Genomic DNA, 17,948 nt, shown 5'->3' on the forward strand with positions numbered 1-17,948 from the left:
GCATGACCAGTTGGTGGAGAGGTACGGTGCGGCTATGAGCGCCGATCTACAGTTCACCGTTGAGCCAAACACCCAACCGGCCAGCGACGACCAGCGCGCCCAGATCCTGGCGAACCCGGGATTCGGGCAGTACTTCTCCGACCACATGGCGATCGCCACCTGGACGGCCGAGAAGGGCTGGCACGACGCACGGATCACCGCCTTCGGACCGCTGGAGCTGTCTCCGGCGACCTCGGTGTTCCACTACGCCCAGACCATCTTCGAGGGGATGAAGGCCTACCGGCATCCCGACGACTCGATCCACCTGTTCCGCCCGGAGGCGAACGCGATCCGGTTCCAGCGGTCCGCGCACCGGCTCGCGCTGCCGGAGCTGCCGACCGCGACGTTCCTCGATTCGCTGCACAAGCTGGTCGAGATCGACAAGGCCTGGGTGCCGGGTGGTGGTGAGACGTCGCTGTACCTGCGGCCGTTCATGTTCGGCTCGGACCCGTTCCTCGGCGTCCGCCCGTCGGCGCAGGTGACGTACTGCGCGATCGCGTCGCCGGCCGGTTCGTACTTCGCGAACGGCGTGAAGCCGGTCCGGATCTGGCTGAGCGAGGAGTACACCCGCGCGGCCCCCGGTGGCACCGGCGCGGCGAAGACCGGCGGCAACTACGCCTCCTCGCTGCTCGCCCAGGCCGAGGCGATCGAGCAGGGCTGCGACCAGGTCGCGTTCCTGGACGCGGTCGAGAAGAAGTGGGTCGAGGAACTCGGCGGGATGAACCTGTACTTCGTCCTCGACGACAACTCGGTCGTCACCCCGGAGCTGTCCGGCACGATCCTCGAGGGCGTCACCCGGGACTCGATCCTGAAGCTGGTCACCGACCTCGGCTACACGGTCACCGAGCGCAAGGTCTCGGTCGACGAGTGGCGCGAGGGCGCGGCCTCCGGCAAGGTGCGCGAGGTGTTCGCGTGCGGTACGGCCGCGGTCGTCACGCCGGTCGCCTCACTGAAGTGGAAGGACGGCGAGACCCAGATCGGCGACGGCAACGGCGGCCCGGTCACCGCGGCCGTCCGCACCGCCCTCCTCGACGTCCAGTACGGCCGCGCGGCAGACCCGCACGGCTGGATGACCCGCGCGTTCTGATCCCTTACGTCCGAAGAACTGTGGGCCATGAACCACAGTTCTTCGGACGTTGTGTTTTTTCGATAGGGTCGGGGCCTATGAGCAGCTTCCCGGACGATGTCGAGGGGTACTACGCGGAGCTGGCTGAGCGGCGTGGGTGGTCTGGGGAGACTGTTGCCGCGATTCGAGCGACCGTGGAGCTGATTCGGGATCTGGATCGGGGGACGGCGTCGCGGACGTACGGCGCGGCTGTCGACGACTACGGCACCGACTGGCTGTACGAGGCGGTCTGGCACGAGCGGGAGTGGGTCGTCGTCCGGCAGCTCGGCGTCGGCGAGGACGGCGAGGTACGGCGGTACTGGTGGCAGCGCCTCGAGGACGACGAGGGAATGCTCACCGACCAGTCCCTGGACCGCGAGGACTGGGGTCTGCGCCCCCTCACCCGCGAAGACTTCTACACCGCCTGGGACGACCCCGGCTGGTCCCTCACCGCCTGAACCCCACAGCCCTCCGCCGGCCCGCTCGGCCCGGTACGCATTCGAGGGGATAACCGTTCGTGTTCTGTCCCAGACGTGCCGTGGATCACGCGGTGCTGGTCACGCGGTGTGGCGGGGTAGGTGAGGGCGGCCGCGACTGGACTGGGGCGGGCGCTGGAGTATTGCGGGGAGTACTGAATGTTCGTGATGCGAGACAGGCTCGTCATGGTCCGGACATTGTGTGGCAGACTGCGAAACGTCATGAAGCACTATCGGGTGATTATTTCCTAGGCGCGCTCGGCAAGCTGTACCTGAGCGCGCAGACCTCTCGCACCTTGCGGGAGGTTTTTTGTTTGCCCGACAGACCCCTCGCGGAAGGCCGACCCATGAGCATCTCGGACGATTTCCACGTCTACGACACCACCCTGCGCGACGGTGCGCAGCAGGAGGGTCTGGCGCTGTCCGTGGCCGACAAGATCGCCATCGCGCAGTACCTGGACGAGCTCGGGGTCGGCTTCATCGAGGGCGGCTGGCCGGGCGCCGTCCCCAAGGACACCGAGTTCTTCGAGCGGGCGAAGACCGAGCTGCACCTACGGAACGCGACGTTCGCGGCCTTCGGTGCGACCTGCAAGCCGGAGTCCAACGCGGCTGATGACCCGCAGGTCGCCGCGCTGCGGGAGTCCGGCGCCGGCGTGGTCACACTCGTTGCCAAGAGCCACGATGCACACGTCGAGCGGGCGTTGCGGACGACGCTCGACGAGAACCTCCGGATGGTCGCCGGCACCGTCCGGCACCTGCGGGAGAACGGCCAGCGGGTCTTCCTCGACACCGAGCACTTCTTCGACGGCTACCGCGCGAACCGGGCCTACGCGCTCGAGGTCGTACGCGTAGCCACCGAGGCCGGCGCCGACGTCGTCGCCCTGTGCGACACCAACGGCGGGACCTTGCCCCGGGAGCTCCAGGACGTCGTCCACGACGTACTCGAATCGACCGGGGCCAGGCTCGGCATCCACTGTCACAACGACGCCGGCTGCGCGGTGGCGAACACGATCGCCGCCGTCGAGGCCGGCGTCACGCACGTCCAGGGCACGATCAACGGGTACGGCGAACGCACCGGTAACGCCGACCTGCTGGCGATCGTCGCCAACCTCGAGCTGAAGCGCGACCTGAGGCTGCTCCCGGAGGGCAATCTCGCCGAGTCGTTCCGGCTCGCACACGCGATCGCCGAAGTGACGAACGTGCCGCCGTCGACCCGGCAGCCGTACGTCGGCCTGTCCGCGTTCGCCCACAAGGCGGGCCTGCACGCCAGCGCGATCAAGGTGGACCCGGATCTCTACCAGCACACGGATCCGGCCAAGGTCGGCAACGACATGCGGATGCTGGTGTCCGAGATGGCGGGCCGGGCGAGTGTCGAGCTGAAGGGCCGCGAGCTCGGGTTCGACCTCGGGAACGACCGCGACGTGGTCACCCGGGTGACCGAGCGGGTCAAGGAGATGGAGTCGCGCGGGTACACGTTCGAGGCCGCGGACGCGTCGTTCTCATTGCTGCTGACCGAAGAGGTGACGGGGCAGCGCGCGTCGTACTTCGACGTCGAATCCTGGCGCGTCATCACCGAGTCGCGCGCCGACGGCGAGGCGGTGTCCGAGTCGACGGTGAAGCTGGTCGCGGGCGGCGAACGGGAGATCGTCACGGGCGAGGGCAACGGCCCGGTCAACGCGCTCGACCACGCGCTGCGGACGGCGATCGAGCGCGCGTACCCGGTGGTGAACAAGTTCGAGCTGGTCGACTACAAGGTCCGCATCCTCGACCAGGGGCACGGGACGGACGCGGTGATCAGAGTGCTGATCGAGACCGCGGACGGCGAGGGCTCGTGGGTGACGGTCGGCGTCGGCCACAACATCGTCGAGGCGTCCTGGGAGGCCCTGGTCGACGGCTTCACGTTCGGCCTCTTGCGCCACAAGGAGGTCGTGCGATGAGTCTGCTCGCCGTCGAGCGCACGATGACGGTCTTCACCGCCGAGGTTGTCGAGACGGGCGGAATGCTGGCGCGGATCGCCGTACTGCTCAATCCGTACGACGTCCGCGAGCTCGCCCTGTCACTGGACCGGGGCGAGCTGCGGATCGTCGTCGAAGGCAACGGTTTCGACGCCGGGCGGGTGGCCGCGCGGCTCGAGAAGGTGATCGGCGTACTCGAGGTCGCGGTCAGCTGATCAGGAGCCGGCGGGCGGCTGCTTCGGAGCAGACCCGGGCGCTGCCGAAGGTCTGGATCCAGCCCGCGAAGCCCGAGTAGTCGACACCGGGCACGCCCATGTCGACGACGATCATGTCCGGGTGCTGGGTCTGCAGTTCGGCGATCAGCTTCTCCTGCCAGTCGAACCGATGCGCGCCCCGAACCATCAGCACCACCTGACTGTCGGCGCCGTACTCCGACCGGAACTCCCCGACGCCGGCCCGCGCCATCCCCGGCCCGTTGTACGTCGACCCCGACAAGCCGATGCCCTCGACAACCTTGCCTGCATCCCGCAGCAGCGTCTCCACGCCCCACCCGGACGATCCAGCGGCAGGGGAGTGCGTCGGCTCCAACCGAATGATCAGTACGGCGTCACTCCGCACCCGCGCATCCCCGTGCGTCACGACGACTTGCTCAGCCAACCGCGAGCCCAACTCGTTGTCTCGCTCCGCCACGTCCGCCTTGGGTCGTGTCCCCAGCCGAGCCAGCCGCTCGTTCGCCTGCTCCAACCGCTCCAACGGCAACCGTCCGCTCTCAACGGCGTCGACCAACGCGGCCGCAGCCGCATCCACGTCGTCGAGGAAGGCCCACGACCCGAGGCAGAGCGCGTCGGCTCCGGCCTCGATCGCCCGTACGGCGGCCTCGGGCAGCGGCGCCACGTCCGCGATCCCGTACATCTCGAGCGCATCGGTGATCACCACCCCGTCGTACCCGAGTTCTCCACGCAGGATGTCGGTCAACAGGACCTTGCTGATCGTCGACGGTACGTCGTCCACCTGCGGCACCAGGTCGTGCGACACCATGATGCTGTCGACGCCGGCCTCGATCGCCGCTCGGAACGGATCGAGGTAGCTCGTCAGCAGTTCCTCCCGCGAGACGTCGACCAGCGGCGTGGCGAGGTGGGCATCGGTACCGCTGAGACCGTGACCCGGGTAGTGCTTCGCGCACGCGCTGACCCCGGCTGCCTGCATGCCTTCCACCCAGGCGGCTGTGTGCCGGCTGACCAGCCCCCGATCTGCCCCGAAGCAACGGATCCCGTTCGGGCTCAGCGGGTTGACGGCCGCGTCGACCGCCGGTGCCAGGTCCCAGTCGATCCCGGCCTCGACCAGCGAAAGCCCGATCTGGTACGCCGCCTTCCGGGTCTGCTCCACGTCGTTCAGCTCGCCCAACGCGCGGTTGCCGGGCATCGAGAACCCGCCGAGATCCGCGAGCCGGCTGACGTCACCGCCTTCCTCGTCGATCGAGAGCAGCACATGGTCGCGCAGACCGTGCAACTGCGCGGCCAACTGCTGGAACGGCGGACCGCCGGCGATGTCCTTGCCGAAGATCACGAACCCGCCGAGGCCGGCCTCGATCCGGGACGGCACCCAGTTCGGCACTTTCGGACGGCCGAGCGCGGGAAACAGCACACCGTGGGCGAGCCGGTTGAGCTCTGCGTTCACTACTTCCTCCAAGGGAAATCAGCCTTTGACGGCACCGGCTGTCATCCCGCCCACCAGCCGGCGCTGGATCAGCAGGAAGACGATCAGCACGGGGAGCGAGAAGATCGCCGACGCCGCGATGGTGGCGCCGTTGTCGATGCCGTCGGACGTCTGGAACGAGACCAGCCAGACCGGCAGCGTGTAGTTGTTCTGCGACTTCAGGAACACGTAGGCGAACAGGTAGTCGTCCCAGGCGCTGATGAAGGCGAAGATCGAGGTGGCCACGATGCCCGGCGCGAGCAGTGGGAGCTGGATGTGCCAGAACGCGCCGAACCGGCCGCAGCCGTCGACCATCGCGGCCTCTTCGAGCTCCAGCGGGATCCCGGCCACGAAGCCGCGCAAGGTCCAGATCGTGAAGGGCAGGACGAACGTCATGTAGGTGATGATCAGTCCGGGGACGAAGTCGATCGCGCCGACCGAGCGCAGCATCAGGTAGAGCGGGATCACCATCGCGGAGCCCGGCACCATCTGGACCAGCACCAGCCCGACCAGGAACGCCCGGCGGCCGAGGAACCGGAACCGGGCCAGCGCGATCGAGGCGCCCAGGGCAACGACCAGTGCGATCAGCACGGTCGACACCGAGACGAGCAACGAGTTGCGGACGTAGTGCAGGAACGGGCCGTGGGTGAGCGCCGTACGGAAGTTCTCCAGGCTCAGCGGCCAGGGGAGGAACTCCGGCGTCGCGGACAGGATCTTGCCGGGCTGCTTGAGCGCGGTCGCGAACATCCAGTAGACCGGGAAGATCACCACCAGCGAGACGAGTACCGCGATCGTGTTCGGTAGCGCGCGCTTTCTCCTCATGCGATCGCCTCGTCCTGCGCGAACAACCGCCGTACGTAGAGCACGGACAGTACGGCGAGCAGCAGCACCGTGATGATCGCGATCGCCGCGCCGCCGCTGTAGTCGTTGCGGGTGAAGGCCTCGAGGTACGAGTAGACGCCGAGGGTCGTCGTACCGCCGTCGGGGCCGCCTTGGGTCAGAACCCAGATGGGGGTGAACGAGTTGACCGACCAGATCACTTCGAGCAGCACGAGTACGGCGAGCACCGGGCCGAGGATCGGCATCGTGACGTGCCGCGCGACGTTCCACCGTCCGGCGCCGTCCAGAGCGGCCGCTTCGTAGAGGTCCCCGGGTATTTGGCCCATCGCGGCGTACAGCGTGAGCACCACGAACGGCAGGCCCTTCCAGACGATCAGCGCGATGATCAGGGACAACGCCTGACTCGGCGACGAGAACCAGTCGTGCGCGGAGAAGTCACCGAACACCTTGACCTGCGTGATGACCCAGTTCAGTACGCCGTACTGCGGCTCGAACAACCACCGCCAGATCATCGTCGCCGACACCATCGGCATCGCCCAGACCAAGACCAGGCAGACCGACAGCAGCACGCGCGCCCAGGCCGACACCTGCATCAGCAGGGAGGCCAGCAGGAAGCCGATCACCATCAGACCGCCGACGCAGGCGACGCTGACGATCAACGTCCGCAGCAGCGTGAACCAGAAGTCGCTGTCCGCCAGCACCCGGGTGAAGTTGTCGAGGCCGACGAACGGAGCCTCCCCGGTGAACAGCGACCGCGGCCCGAAGTCCTGCAACGACAGCCAGATCAGCCGCACGATCGGATAGCCGAGCACGGCCGCGAACGCGATCAACGCCGGTCCGATCAGCCCGTACGGCGTGAGCCGCGCGAGCCGATTGCCGCGCACAGCAAGGTCTGTGCGCGGCGTGACCGATGCGGTCTCCTGGGTCAGCGAGCTCATCGGCCGTCAGCGCTGTCCGGATTGGGCGTTGAACGCTTCGGTCGCGTGCTTGTCGTACTCCTGCGCGGACTTCGCGATGTCGGCACCCTTGGCGATCTTCGAGAAGAACTGCTCGTTGTAGCTCTCGGTCTCGAGCGTCGCCTCGCCGGGCGTGGACGGCAGTGCCTGGCTGACCGTGGCTGCTTGCGCGCCGAGCTTCAGCACCTCGGGCACGTTGCCCGTCGGCAGGAAGGCGGCGACGACCGGGAGTTGATGGATCGTCTGGGTCATCGTCTGCTGGAACGTCTTGCCGGTGACAGCCTTCAGCCAGTCGACGGCCAGGTTCTTGTTCGGGCTGTTCTGGGCGATGCCGATCGTCGAGCCGGCCACGATCACCGGCAGCGGCTTACCCGCTTCGTAGCCGGGCATGATGAAGTAGCCGGCGTCGGCGCCGGACTTGGCGTTCTTCTCGGCCACCGCGCCGGGCTCCCACGCCTTGACGTAGATCATCGCGGCCTTCTGGTCGGCGAAGACCTGGTCCTGGTCGGGGCTGTCGGTGTCGGCGCCGATCGAGGACGGCGTCGAGCAGGCGTTCTGGAACTTCTTCCACTCGGCGAGCCCGGCCTGGTTCTCCGGGCTGCTCAGCTGCGCGGTCCACTTGTTGTCCTTCTCGGTGGCGATCGTGCCGCCCTTGCCGAACAGGAACGGCATCCCGGCGAACCAGTACTGGCCGGGCATGTAGAAGGCGGAGAAGTTCGGCGTCGCGGTGTGCGCCTTCGCGAGCTTCCCGCAGTCCGCGATCAGCTCGTCGACGGTCGCCGGCGGCTTGGCGATGCCCGCGGCCGCGAACATCTTCTTGCTGTACATGACGACTTTCGTTCCGCCGTACAGGGGAGTGGCGTAGAGCTTGCCCTGGTACGTCGACGGTCCGGCCAGCCCGGCGAGCCACTCGTCGGACGACTCGAACTCGCCCTTCTGCTCCGTCAGCTCGGCCAGAGCTCCGGACGCGGTCAGCAGTGGGGTCTGCGTGTTGCCCATCTCGACGATGTCCGGCGGGCTGTCGGAGGCGAGCGCCGTGGTCAGCTTGGTGACGATGTTGTCCCACTGCTGCACTTCGACGGTGACCTTCACGTCGGGATGCTTCTCGTTGAACTGCTTCGTGACGTCGTTGATGATCTTGTTGTCGCCGGGGCCGCCGGTCATCATCCAGACGGTCAGCTCGTTCCCCGGTTGGGACTTGCTCGAGTCGCCACCGCCGCACGCGGCGACGCTGGTCAGGACGGCTGAGATCGACGCGAGGACAGCTATGGTCTTCCAGCGCTGCATGCCAGTTCCTCTCATGAGTGATCGACGGCGCAGTCGTCCAGCAGGGCCGCGACGCCGAGGTCGGAGGTGGTGATCGCGGCGACCTGGTGACGAGCCACCCCGATCGAGGTGTAGTAGCCCCCCAGTGCGGCCGCTATCGCGCCCAGCAGGCCGCCGGATTCCCCGAGTACCGAGCGCCGCAGGTCGCTGCGGACGCCGACGGTCTCGTACGTCTCGGCGCCGACCGACTCCAGTACGGCGTCGCTGAACGCGCCCGCGAAGCCACCGGCGAAGACCACCGTGCCCGGTTCGTAGGCGAGGGCAACGATCGACACCAGGTGCAGCAGTGCGTCCTGGACGTCGTCGACCAGGCTGCCGAAACGGTCCGGATCGGCGAAGACCGCGTCGGCCGAGCGGAGCCGGTGCCCGGACGCCCGGGCCAGCGACAGCAGCCCCGCCCCGGACAGCAGGTCCCGCAGACGTTCCTTGCGGCCGGGCAACCGCAGCCGGCCGAACTCGCCCAGCAGACCCTCGGAGCCCGCGAGGACCTGCCGGTTGAAGGCCACCGCCGAGCCGAGACCTGTGCCCAGGCTGAGCAGTACGACGGTGTCGTCCGCGGGCAGGTCGCCGTAGTGCAGCTCGCCGAGCAGAGCCAGGTTGGAGTCGTTGTCGATGATCGTTGGTACGCCGAGCTCGGAGCCGACGGTCTCGACGAAGGTGGTGCCGAGGATCTGCGGCAGGTTGAACGCGCCGACCACGCGGTCCTTGGTCGAGGCAACCACACCGGGCAGGCCGATCGCGACGGACCTGAGCGGTACGCCGTCGCCGTACCGCTCGACCAGCCCGAGCACCCGGTCGGCGGTCCAGGACGCCAGTTCGGCGGCGCCCAGGTCCCGCGGTGTTTCGTCCCGGCACCGGATGATCGCCGAACCGACGCCGTCGGCGATCACCGTCCGGCAGTACGTGCCGCCGAGATCGATCCCGCAGACCAGCCCGGACCGCGGGTTGAACCCGAGTGCCGCGGCCTGCCGGCCCGGGCCCTCCCGGACGATCTTGTGCTGCTCCAGGGCCAGCCCGTCGGCGAGCAGGTCGTCCACGATCCGGGCCACTGTGGCCCAGCTGAGTCCGGTCTGCTCGACCAGTTGCCGCCGGTCGATCCCAGACCCGGACAGCAGCGCGGCGATGATCGCTCCACGGTTCGCCGTCCTGGGGCCTTGTACCATCTTCGTCATTTATTCTCACGGTGAATAGAATTGGTTGAGCTGAGACGTTAGTCCGGCCCGCGGTGCCGTGTCCAGGGATTCCGGAAAGTGGTTGCCGCGCTGCCAGGTGCTCGAACGACAGCCCGAACTGATCAGTCTGGACTGATGAGTTATGGTGGGCGACATGGAGATCTCAGCGTCCGCGGCACGCGCGGCCAGTGAGGTGCGGGTCGTCTTCGGCCGCGTCAAGCGGCAGTTGAAGGCGCTGGCCGAGACCGATGATCTGACGCCGTCGCAGTCGTCGGTGCTGAGCCGGTTGGACAAGGACGGGCCGGCGTCGGCGAGTGAGCTGGCCGCGGCGGAGCGGATCCGGCCGCAGTCGATGGCCGCGATCGTCGCCGCGCTCCGGGACGCCGATCTGATCCAGCGGCACCCCGATCCCGAGGACGGCCGACGGCACGTCGTGTCGCTGACCTCGGCCGGGCGGCATCGCCTGCAGGGGGATCGCAAGGTCCGGCAGGAATGGCTGGCGCGGACGTTGCAGGACCACTGCACGGAGGCCGAGCGGCGGGCCATCATCAAGGCGCTCGCGCTGCTGGACCACGCGGTCGAGGCGGCGACCGGGCGTTGACCCAGCGCTTCGATCGGCATTTGATCGCACCGATGCTTGTCGGGTCGATCCTGAACCCGATCAACTCGTCGATGCTCGCGGTCGCGCTGATCCCGATCGGCGCCGCGTTCGGCGTACCGCCGTCGCAGACCGCTTGGCTGGTCACCGGCCTGTACCTGGCCACCGCGGTCGGTCAGCCTGTGATGGGCCGACTCATCGATCTGTTCGGTCCGCGACCGCTCTACCTGTTCGCCACGTCACTCGTCGGCCTGGCCGGTCTGCTCGGCGCGCTGGCCCCCAACCTCGGCGTACTCATCGTCTCGCGCGTCCTCCTCGGCTTCGGTACGTCGGCGGCGTACCCGGCGTCGATGTCCTTGATCCGCAGCGAGGCCGACCGGACCGGGATGGACACACCCGCCGTCATCCTGAGCAGCCTGTCGATCGCGAACCAGGTGATCGCGGTGATCGGCCCGACGCTGGGCGGCCTCCTGATCGGGCTCGGGGGATGGCACTTGATCTTCACGATCAACGTGCCGCTGTCGGTGATCTGCGTGGTCCTCGGTGCGCTCTGGCTGCCGCGGCGCGCACGTTCGCGGGGCGCCGGTGGACTGGACTACGTGGGCATCGTGCTGTTCACCACCACGCTGGTCTCGCTGATGTTCTTCCTGATGCAGCCGCGGGTCTCGCGCTGGTACCTGCTGGTGCTCGCGCTCGTCCTCGGCGCTGCGTTCGTGGTCGCGCAGTTGCGGGTCGTGGAGCCGTTCATCGACCTGCGCGTGCTGGGCGGGAACCGGCCGCTGATCCTGACCTACGCACGTCAGGTGCTCGCGTTCGTGGGCGCGTACTCGTTCCTCTACGGATTCAGTCAATGGCTGGAGGAGTCCCGTGGACTCGGTGCGTCCTCAGCCGGGCTGCTTCTGCTGCCGCTGTCCCTGGCGGCCGTGGTGGTCACGGCGCTGACGGGCCGGCGGGCAGCGATCCGCGGCAAACTCGTTGCCGGAGGCCTCTTTCTGCTGGTGGCCGCGGCGGCGCAGTTGTTCGTCGGCCCGAGTACGCCGATCTGGATCCTCGCCGTCGTCGGCGTGATCGCCGGCGTACCGCAGGGCCTCAATAATCTCGCCAACCAGACCGCCCTGTACCAGCAGGCCGATCCGGCCCGGATCGGCTCGTCCGCAGGCCTGCTCCGAACCTGCGTGTACGTCGGCGCGCTCATCTCCGCCGCGGCGAACGCCCACTTCTTCCAGTACGGCGCAACCACGGCCGGACTGCACGAGCTGGCGATTTTCCTGCTCGTCGTCGCCGGTCTGCTCGCACTGGTCATGTTCCTCGATCTACCCGAATAGGAAGGTTCATCCGTGCCTGTCACCACCCTTGACCCGAAGACCGCCCTCGTCGTCATCGACCTGCAGAACGGTGTCGCCGTACTCCCCGGTGCGCCGCATCCGACCGCCGACGTCATCAGCAAGACCGTCGAGCTCGCCGATACCTTTCGCAAGCACGACCTCCCGGTGGTCCTTGTCCGGGTCAGCTTCGCGGCCGACGGCGGCGACCGGCCGACCGGCCGTACCGAGCAAGCTGCACGGTCGGCCGGCGCGACCCAGCCACTGGGCGCCGATCAGATCGTCGACCAGTTGGCCGGTCACGCCGAGGACATCGTCGTGACGAAGCGCAACTGGGGCGCGTTCCACGGCACCGACCTCGACGTACACCTGCGCCGGCGCGGCATCACGCAGATCGTGCTGACCGGCGTCGCTACCAGTATCGGCGTGGAGTCGACCGCGCGAGCGGCGTACGAGCACGGCTATCACGTCACCCTCGCCACCGACGCGATGACCGACCTGTCCGCCTCCGCCCACGAGAACTCCCTGAACTGGATCTTCCCGCGACTGGGCGAGACCGGCTCGACGGCGGAGATCATCGCGCTCCTCGACTGAGCCAGTTAGTGCGGGTGCGCTCGCATTTCTTCGACTGCTGGGCGCGCCGGTGCCGCAGGACTAGCATCGCTAGCATTCCGAGTCCGAGGAGGGGACTATGTCGCTGACTGATCGCGAACAGTCTGAAGTCCAGGGGGCCAACGCATCCGGCAAGCAACCGGTGGTGTTCGTCCACGGTCTCTGGCTGCTGTCCAGCAGCTGGGACCGCTGGCGCCGGTTGTTCGAGGAGAACGGCTACAGCACCATCGCACCCGGCTGGCCGGACGATCCGGAGACGGTGGCCGAGGCGCGCGACCATCCCGAGGTGTTCGCGCGCAAGATGGTCCAGGCAGTCACCGACCACTACCTCGAAGCGATCGCTGGCTTGGACCGCAAGCCGGCCGTGGTCGGGCATTCGTTCGGCGGGCTGATCGCGCAAAAGATCGCTGGTACCGGCGCGGCCGCCGTCACCGTGTCGATCGATCCGGCCCCGGGTCGCGGCGTACTGCCGCTGCCGCCGTCCGCGTTGAAGGCCGGCTCGCCGGTGCTCGGGAACCCGGCGAACGCCCGCCGGTCCGTGACGCTGACGTTCGACGAGTTCAAGTACGGCTGGGCGAACAACCTCGACGAGGAGGAGGCACGGCAGCTGTACGACGAGTTCCACGTCGCGGCGTCCGGCGTACCGATCTTCCAGGCCGCGGTGGCGAACCTGAACCCGTTCAGCGAGACCAAGGTCGACTACAAGGCGGACAACCGCGGTCCGATCCTGCTGATCTCGGGGGAGAAGGACCACACGGTGCCGCACGCGATCACGCACGCGGCGTACAAGCAGCACACCAAGAACCCCGGCATCACCGAGTTCGTCGAGCTTCCCGGACGCGGCCACTCACTAGTGATCGACCACGGCTGGGAAGAGGTCGCCCGCACCGCCCTCGACTTCATCCGCAAGTACGCGGCCTGAGGCGGAAGGCCCGCGGAGCGGCGAGTTGCACCGCGGGCCTCCCTGTCTGTGATGGATCCGGATCGAGTCAGTCCCAGCTGAGTCCGCTCGAGGACTGGTACTCGATGACCCGGGTCTCGAAGAAGTTCTTCTCCTTCTTCAGGTCCATCACCTCTGACATCCATCCGAAGGGGTTCCGCGTTTCACCGAAGATCGGTTCGATACCGATTTGTTCTGCTCTGCGGTCCGTGACGAAGTGCATGTACTGCTCGCACAGGTCCGCGGTCAGCCCGAGCATCCCGTTGGGCATGGTCGCGCGGCCGTACGCGACTTCCAGCTCGCACGCTTCGGTCAGCATCTGCCGGACCTCGGCCTGGAACGCGGTCGTCCACAGGTGCGGGTTCTCCTGTTTGATCTGGTTGATGCAGTCGATGCCGAAGTTCAGGTGGATCGACTCGTCGCGCAGGATGTACTGGTACTGCTCGGCGATTCCGACCATCTTGTTCCGCCGGCCGAGCGACAGGATCTGCGCGAACCCGGTGTAGAACCACATCCCCTCGAACACCACGTAGAACGCGATCAGGTCGCGGAGGAACGCGGTGTCCGCTTCCGGCGTACCGGTGCGGAAATCCGGGTCCTCCAGATGCTGCGTGTACTTCAGCGCCCACGCGTCCTTGTCGGAGATCGACGGCACCTCGCGGTACATGTTGAACAACTCGCCCTCGTCGAGCCCGAGTGACGTGCAGATGTACTGGAAGGTGTGCGTGTGCACGGCCTCCTCGAACGCCTGGCGGAGCAGGTACTGCCGGCATTCGGGGTTGCTCAGCTGGCGGTAGACGGCGAGCACGATGTTGTTCGCGACCAGGGACTCCGCGGTGGCGAAGAACCCGAGGTTCCGCTTGAGCATCAGACGCTCGTCGTCGGTCAGGCCGTCCTTCGACTTCCACAACGAGATGTCCGCCTGCATGGAGACTTCGGTCGGCATCCAGTGGTTGTTGCATCCGGCAAGGTATTTCTCCCAGGCCCACGTGTACTTCAACGGCAGCAGTTGGTTCACGTCGGCGCGGGAGTTGATCATCGCCTTGTCGGTGACCTGCACCCGGGATGCGCCCAGGTTGATCTCGCTCAGTCCGGTGGTCACTGGCAGGCCTCGCAGTCGGGGTCGTCGATGGAGCAGACCGCTCCGGTGGGCTCGGGGATGGATACGGGTACGGCGTTGAGTCGGCCGTCGGTGCCCTGCAGTGTGGATTTCTCGACATGGGTTGCTGACTGGGAACGCAGGTAATAAGTCGTCTTGAGGCCATAACGCCAAGCTGACCGGTAAAGCTCGTCGAGCGCCCGACCCGACGGCTTCGCCATGTAGAGGTTCAGCGACTGCGCCTGGTCGATCCACTTCTGCCGCCGCGACGCCGCCTTCACGAGCCACATCGGGTCGATCTCGAACGCCGTCGCGTACAGCTCCCGCAGGTCCGCAGGGATCCGCTCGATCCCCGCGAGCACGCCGTCGTGGTACTTCAGGTCCGACACCATCACCTGGTCCCAGAGCCCGCGCTCCTTCAGATCGGCCACCAGATACGGGTTGGCGACGGTGAACTCGCCGGACATGTTCGACTTCACGAACAGGTTGCTGTACGTCGGCTCGATCGACTGGCTCACACCGCAGATGTTGGAGATCGTCGCGGTCGGCGCGATCGCCATCACGTTGGAGTTCCGCATGCCGTCACGCAGGACCTTCGCGCGCAGACCGTCCCAGTCGAGGTGCGTGTCGCGGTCGATGATCACGTCACCGTCGCGTGCCGTGTGCAGCAGGTCGAGCGAGTCGATCGGCAGGATCCCGAGGCTCCACAGCGATCCGTCGTACGACGAGTACCGGCCGCGCTCGGCGGCGAGCTCACTGGACGCCTCGATCGCGTGGTAGCTGATCTCCTCCATCGAGCGGTCCGCGAACTCGACCGCAGCGTCGGACGCGTACGGGATCCGCAGCGTGAACAGCGCGTCCGCGAACCCCATCAACCCGAGGCTGATCGGCCGGTGCCGCAGGTTCGACCGCTCCGACTCGGGGGTCGTGTAGAAGTTCACGTCGATCGTGTTGTCGAGCATCCGCACCGCCGCCCGGACCGTGTCGCGGAGCAGGCCGGTGTCCAGGCCGTCCGGCGTGAGGTGGGCGACCAGGTTGAGGGAGCCGAGGTTGCAGACCGCGATCTCGTCGGGACCGGTGTTGAGAGTGATCTCGGTACACAGGTTCGACGAGTGGACGACGCCGGTGTGCTGCTGCGGCGACCGCAGGTTGCACGGATCCTTGAACGTGATCCACGGGTGTCCGGTCTCGAACAGGACGGTCAGCATCCGCCGCCACAGGTCGACCGCCTGCACCCGCTTGAACACCCGGATCTCCCCGCGATCCGCGGCCGCTTCGTACCCGGCGTACGCCTCGGCGAATGCGGCGCCGTACAGATCGTGCAGCTCCGGAACCTCATCAGGCGAGAACAGCGTCCATTCACCACCGGCCTCGACCCGCTGCATGAACAGGTCGGGAACCCAGTTCGCGGTGTTCATGTCGTGGGTCCGGCGACGCTCGTCCCCGGTGTTCTTCCGCAGGTCGAGAAACTCCTCGATGTCGATGTGCCAGGTCTCCAGATAGGCACACACCGCGCCCTTTCTTTTTCCTCCCTGATTCACGGCTACGGCGGTGTCGTTGGCGATCTTGAGGAAGGGGACGACGCCCTGGGACTCGCCGTTCGTGCCGCGGATGTGGGCGCCGATGCCGCGGACCGGGGTCCAGTCGTTGCCGAGGCCGCCCGAGTACTTGGCGAGGAGCGCGTTGTTGCGGATGCCGGTGAAGATCCCGGCCAGATCGTCCTCGACGGTGGTGAGGAAGCAGGCCGACAGCTGCGGCCGGGTGGTGCCGGAGTTGAACAGGATCGGCGTCGAGGTCATGAACCGGAAGGTGCTGAGCACCTCGTAGAACTCGATCGCCTTCGCGTCGCGATCCTCCTCGCGCAGCGCGATGCCCATCGCGACCCGCAGGAACAAGGCTTGTGGCAACTCGAACCGCACCTTGTCGATGTGCAGCAGGTACCGGTCGTAGAGCGTCTGCAGGCTGAGGAAGGTGAAGTCGAGATCGCGCTCGGGACGGATCGCGGCCGCAATCCGCTCCAGGTCGAAGGTGCCGAGCTCGGGGTCCAGGTGCCCGGCCTCGATACCGAGCTGGATGTAGCGCGGGAAGTAGTCGACGTACGCCGTGGTCATGTCGGACTGGCTCGCCTGCCGGGGCTCGCCGTGGACGCGGCCCAGTGCCTCGCGGCGGATCTGGTCCAGGAGCAGGCGGGACGCGGCGAAGCTGTACTGCGGCTCGGTCTCGACGTACGACCGGGCGGCCATCACCAGCGCGAGCTCGACCTCGTGCTGCGCGATGCCGTCGTAGCAGGCGCCGAGCGTCTCGTTCAGGATCAGTTCGGGGTCGACCGCATCGAGTCCGGCGGCGGCCTCGGCGACGATCACGCGGAGCCGGTCGACGTCGAGTGGGGACCGGCTGCCGTCGGCCGCGCGGACAGTCAGCGCCGGCTTCTCGGTGACACCGCTCGGGTCGGCGGGGGTGCGGGCCCTGGTCCGCTCCTCGCGGTACAGCACGTAGGCACGGGCGACCTGGTGCTCGCCGGCGCGCATCAGCGCCAGCTCGACCTGGTCCTGGATGTCCTCGACCTGCACGCTGCGGCGGGTGTCACCGCGGCTGGTCAAGGCGGCGACGACCCGGCCGGTCAGGTCGGCGACCAGGTCACGGACCCGGTGCGTGGCGCCCGCGTCGGCGCCCTCGACGGCGAGGAACGCCTTCGTCACGGCGACGGAGATCTTGGTGGCGTCGAACGGCGTACTGCTGCCGTCGCGGCGGACGACGGTCAGCTCCGTGCGAAGGTCTGCCGCCACCGAGGGTGATGAGGAAGCAATGGTCACAGGTGTGCGCTCCAGAAGAGTTCGGAGACCCGGGAGCACGCGAGCGGGCGCATGACGGGACCGGCGGCACCGGCCGGGAACCCTGCCGTCACGCCCTGCGACCCACCCGCGAGATCTCGGACCGCGTGCACCGGCGGTACACGCACCGGTGGCAGGTATCCGGGCTCGCGGACGCGACTCGACGTCACGTCCGCACACCGTTGCGCGGCAGCTCCGGATTCGCACCGGATTCCCCTGTTGCCTCGAAATGATCAACATCTTGTGGTGTTGACCGTCCCGAACCACCAACAGTAGTGATGCTAGGCGGATCGATCTAGATCTTGTGGTAGCGCCACGCCGCGTGTCGCACATCTTGTGGTCCTCACGCTGCGACCGCATAGAGATCCTGGAGGGTCATGATCTCCGAGCCGTGATGGATCAGCTCGCGATTCAGCCGCAGGACGACATGACCGAACGGCTCGGCGGCGTCCAGTTCGTTGGCCTGACTCAGCCCGATCGTCATCGCCGCGTCCTCGTCCAGGCTGGCGATCGCGTCCTGCCAGGCCTCGACCCAGTAGGTCAGCCAGGCGACCGCGTCCCGGGCGTTGCCGTGCAGGGTGATGTCGGCCCGCCCCTGCCGGCTCGCCCCGAACGTCCACTCCCAGCGCTCGAAGAACATCTCGGTCAGGTGTGCGATCAGCCAGGCGATCGTCCGCGGTCCGCGATGGTCCGGCTCGTCCGGCCACTGCGCGACCCATTCACCGGATCCGAGCGGCCGGAATCGCCCGGCATAGTGCCGCCGTACGACGGTGAGCGCCTCGCTGCTCGGTCGCCAGAAGTACTGCTCGTCGGTCAGTTGGGCGAGCCGCCCGGAGAGCACCATCCAGCTGAACCCGAGCTGGCCGCGGACCATCGCCATCGCCGACGGCCGGTGCAGGATGTCCCAGTCGAACGCCTCCGGCATCACAACTCCCCTGTACGATCGAACATGTGTTCGAATTCTTGCTCGATCGCGACCGGA

The 17,948-nt window shown here is 67.4% G+C and carries 16 protein-coding genes and 1 riboswitch; of the genes, 8 read left to right on the plus strand and 8 right to left on the minus strand.

All coding sequences use genetic code 11. The features are described from left to right. Positions 1-34: 34 nt before the first annotated feature. The 4 genes from ACWF0M_RS16390 (at position 35) to ACWF0M_RS16405 (ending at position 3,790) form a co-directional block, all read left to right on the plus strand. Entirely contained in the window at positions 35-1,126 is a 1,092-nt protein-coding gene (locus ACWF0M_RS16390) for a branched-chain amino acid aminotransferase (protein ID WP_452236493.1), read from the plus strand. Positions 1,127-1,203: 77 nt separating this feature from the next. Continuing rightward, the gene (locus ACWF0M_RS16395) at positions 1,204-1,602 is read left to right on the plus strand and encodes a hypothetical protein (protein ID WP_452236494.1); all 399 of its coding nucleotides are present in this window, start codon (positions 1,204-1,206) and stop codon (positions 1,600-1,602) included. A gap of 365 nt (positions 1,603-1,967) precedes the next feature. After that, on the plus strand, positions 1,968-3,557 hold the full coding sequence (gene cimA / locus ACWF0M_RS16400) for a citramalate synthase (RefSeq protein WP_452236495.1): 1,590 nt from the start codon (positions 1,968-1,970) through the stop codon (positions 3,555-3,557). After that, positions 3,554-3,790, plus strand: a complete 237-nt coding sequence (locus ACWF0M_RS16405) for a hypothetical protein (protein ID WP_452236496.1) — start codon at positions 3,554-3,556, stop codon at positions 3,788-3,790. Before cimA ends, ACWF0M_RS16405 begins: the two co-directional genes overlap by 4 nt. On the opposite strand, the gene ACWF0M_RS16410 is transcribed toward ACWF0M_RS16405, so the two are convergent. Genes ACWF0M_RS16410 through ACWF0M_RS16430 form a run of 5 tightly spaced genes read right to left on the minus strand, consistent with a single transcriptional unit; the run spans position 3,783 to position 9,564 of the window. Next, positions 3,783-5,252, minus strand: a complete 1,470-nt coding sequence (locus ACWF0M_RS16410) for a glycoside hydrolase family 3 protein (protein ID WP_452236497.1) — start codon at positions 5,250-5,252, stop codon at positions 3,783-3,785. The genes ACWF0M_RS16405 and ACWF0M_RS16410 overlap by 8 nt on opposite strands. Positions 5,253-5,270: 18 nt before the next feature. Beyond that, entirely contained in the window at positions 5,271-6,092 is an 822-nt protein-coding gene (locus tag ACWF0M_RS16415; RefSeq protein ID WP_452236498.1) for a carbohydrate ABC transporter permease, read from the minus strand. Next, positions 6,089-7,048: a carbohydrate ABC transporter permease gene (locus ACWF0M_RS16420; RefSeq protein WP_452236499.1), complete on the minus strand. Its 960-nt coding sequence runs from the start codon at positions 7,046-7,048 to the stop codon at positions 6,089-6,091. The genes ACWF0M_RS16415 and ACWF0M_RS16420 overlap by 4 nt, the downstream gene beginning before the upstream one ends. A 6-nt stretch (positions 7,049-7,054) precedes the next feature. Continuing rightward, positions 7,055-8,353, minus strand: coding sequence for an extracellular solute-binding protein (locus tag ACWF0M_RS16425; RefSeq protein ID WP_452236500.1), 1,299 nt, complete (start codon positions 8,351-8,353; stop codon positions 7,055-7,057). A gap of 11 nt (positions 8,354-8,364) precedes the next feature. Next, complete coding sequence (locus ACWF0M_RS16430; protein WP_452236501.1) at positions 8,365-9,564, minus strand: ROK family transcriptional regulator; 1,200 nt, start codon at positions 9,562-9,564, stop codon at positions 8,365-8,367. Positions 9,565-9,718: 154 nt separating this feature from the next. On the opposite strand from ACWF0M_RS16430, the gene ACWF0M_RS16435 reads away from it, so the two are divergent. The 4 genes from ACWF0M_RS16435 (at position 9,719) to ACWF0M_RS16450 (ending at position 13,018) form a co-directional block, all read left to right on the plus strand. Next, complete coding sequence (locus ACWF0M_RS16435) at positions 9,719-10,165, plus strand: MarR family winged helix-turn-helix transcriptional regulator (RefSeq protein WP_452236502.1); 447 nt, start codon at positions 9,719-9,721, stop codon at positions 10,163-10,165. Positions 10,166-10,197: 32 nt separating this feature from the next. Further along, positions 10,198-11,487 (plus strand): MFS transporter, encoded by a 1,290-nt coding sequence (locus ACWF0M_RS16440; protein WP_452236503.1) that lies wholly within the window; start codon positions 10,198-10,200, stop codon positions 11,485-11,487. 12 nt (positions 11,488-11,499) lie between these two features. After that, positions 11,500-12,078, plus strand: coding sequence for an isochorismatase family protein (locus tag ACWF0M_RS16445; RefSeq protein WP_452236504.1), 579 nt, complete (start codon positions 11,500-11,502; stop codon positions 12,076-12,078). 97 nt (positions 12,079-12,175) lie between these two features. Continuing rightward, positions 12,176-13,018: an alpha/beta hydrolase gene (locus ACWF0M_RS16450; RefSeq protein ID WP_452236505.1), complete on the plus strand. Its 843-nt coding sequence runs from the start codon at positions 12,176-12,178 to the stop codon at positions 13,016-13,018. A gap of 67 nt (positions 13,019-13,085) precedes the next feature. Here the strand turns inward: ACWF0M_RS16450 and ACWF0M_RS16455 are convergent, their stop codons facing one another. From ACWF0M_RS16455 to ACWF0M_RS16465, 3 genes are all read right to left on the minus strand, one after another. After that, positions 13,086-14,138, minus strand: a complete 1,053-nt coding sequence (locus ACWF0M_RS16455; protein WP_452236506.1) for a ribonucleotide-diphosphate reductase subunit beta — start codon at positions 14,136-14,138, stop codon at positions 13,086-13,088. Then, a complete protein-coding gene (locus tag ACWF0M_RS16460; RefSeq protein WP_452236507.1) occupies positions 14,135-16,921 on the minus strand; it encodes a ribonucleoside-diphosphate reductase subunit alpha in 2,787 nt (928 codons plus the stop codon). Before ACWF0M_RS16460 ends, ACWF0M_RS16455 begins: the two co-directional genes overlap by 4 nt. Before the next feature lie 160 nt (positions 16,922-17,081). Continuing rightward, positions 17,082-17,249, minus strand: a riboswitch (cobalamin riboswitch). Between the two features lie 60 nt (positions 17,250-17,309). Further along, positions 17,310-17,891: a DinB family protein gene (locus tag ACWF0M_RS16465; RefSeq protein WP_452236508.1), complete on the minus strand. Its 582-nt coding sequence runs from the start codon at positions 17,889-17,891 to the stop codon at positions 17,310-17,312. Positions 17,892-17,948 lie beyond the last annotated feature (57 nt).

The sequence above is a fragment of the Kribbella sp. NPDC055110 genome, from assembly GCF_053607525.1.

What these genes read in the sequence shown, in the direction of transcription:
- ACWF0M_RS16390 (WP_452236493.1), top strand. Translation starts at nt 35, where the DNA reads ATGAGCGCCGATCTACAGTTCACCGTTGAGCCAAACACCCAACCGGCC.
- ACWF0M_RS16395 (WP_452236494.1), top strand. Translation starts at nt 1,204, where the DNA reads ATGAGCAGCTTCCCGGACGATGTCGAGGGGTACTACGCGGAGCTGGCT.
- cimA (WP_452236495.1), top strand. Translation starts at nt 1,968, where the DNA reads ATGAGCATCTCGGACGATTTCCACGTCTACGACACCACCCTGCGCGAC.
- ACWF0M_RS16405 (WP_452236496.1), top strand. Translation starts at nt 3,554, where the DNA reads ATGAGTCTGCTCGCCGTCGAGCGCACGATGACGGTCTTCACCGCCGAG.
- ACWF0M_RS16415 (WP_452236498.1), bottom strand. Translation starts at nt 6,092, where the DNA reads ATGAGGAGAAAGCGCGCGCTACCGAACACGATCGCGGTACTCGTCTCG.
- ACWF0M_RS16420 (WP_452236499.1), bottom strand. Translation starts at nt 7,048, where the DNA reads ATGAGCTCGCTGACCCAGGAGACCGCATCGGTCACGCCGCGCACAGAC.
- ACWF0M_RS16425 (WP_452236500.1), bottom strand. Translation starts at nt 8,353, where the DNA reads ATGCAGCGCTGGAAGACCATAGCTGTCCTCGCGTCGATCTCAGCCGTC.
- ACWF0M_RS16430 (WP_452236501.1), bottom strand. Translation starts at nt 9,564, where the DNA reads ATGACGAAGATGGTACAAGGCCCCAGGACGGCGAACCGTGGAGCGATC.
- ACWF0M_RS16435 (WP_452236502.1), top strand. Translation starts at nt 9,719, where the DNA reads ATGGAGATCTCAGCGTCCGCGGCACGCGCGGCCAGTGAGGTGCGGGTC.
- ACWF0M_RS16440 (WP_452236503.1), top strand. Translation starts at nt 10,198, where the DNA reads ATGCTTGTCGGGTCGATCCTGAACCCGATCAACTCGTCGATGCTCGCG.
- ACWF0M_RS16450 (WP_452236505.1), top strand. Translation starts at nt 12,176, where the DNA reads ATGTCGCTGACTGATCGCGAACAGTCTGAAGTCCAGGGGGCCAACGCA.
- ACWF0M_RS16465 (WP_452236508.1), bottom strand. Translation starts at nt 17,891, where the DNA reads ATGCCGGAGGCGTTCGACTGGGACATCCTGCACCGGCCGTCGGCGATG.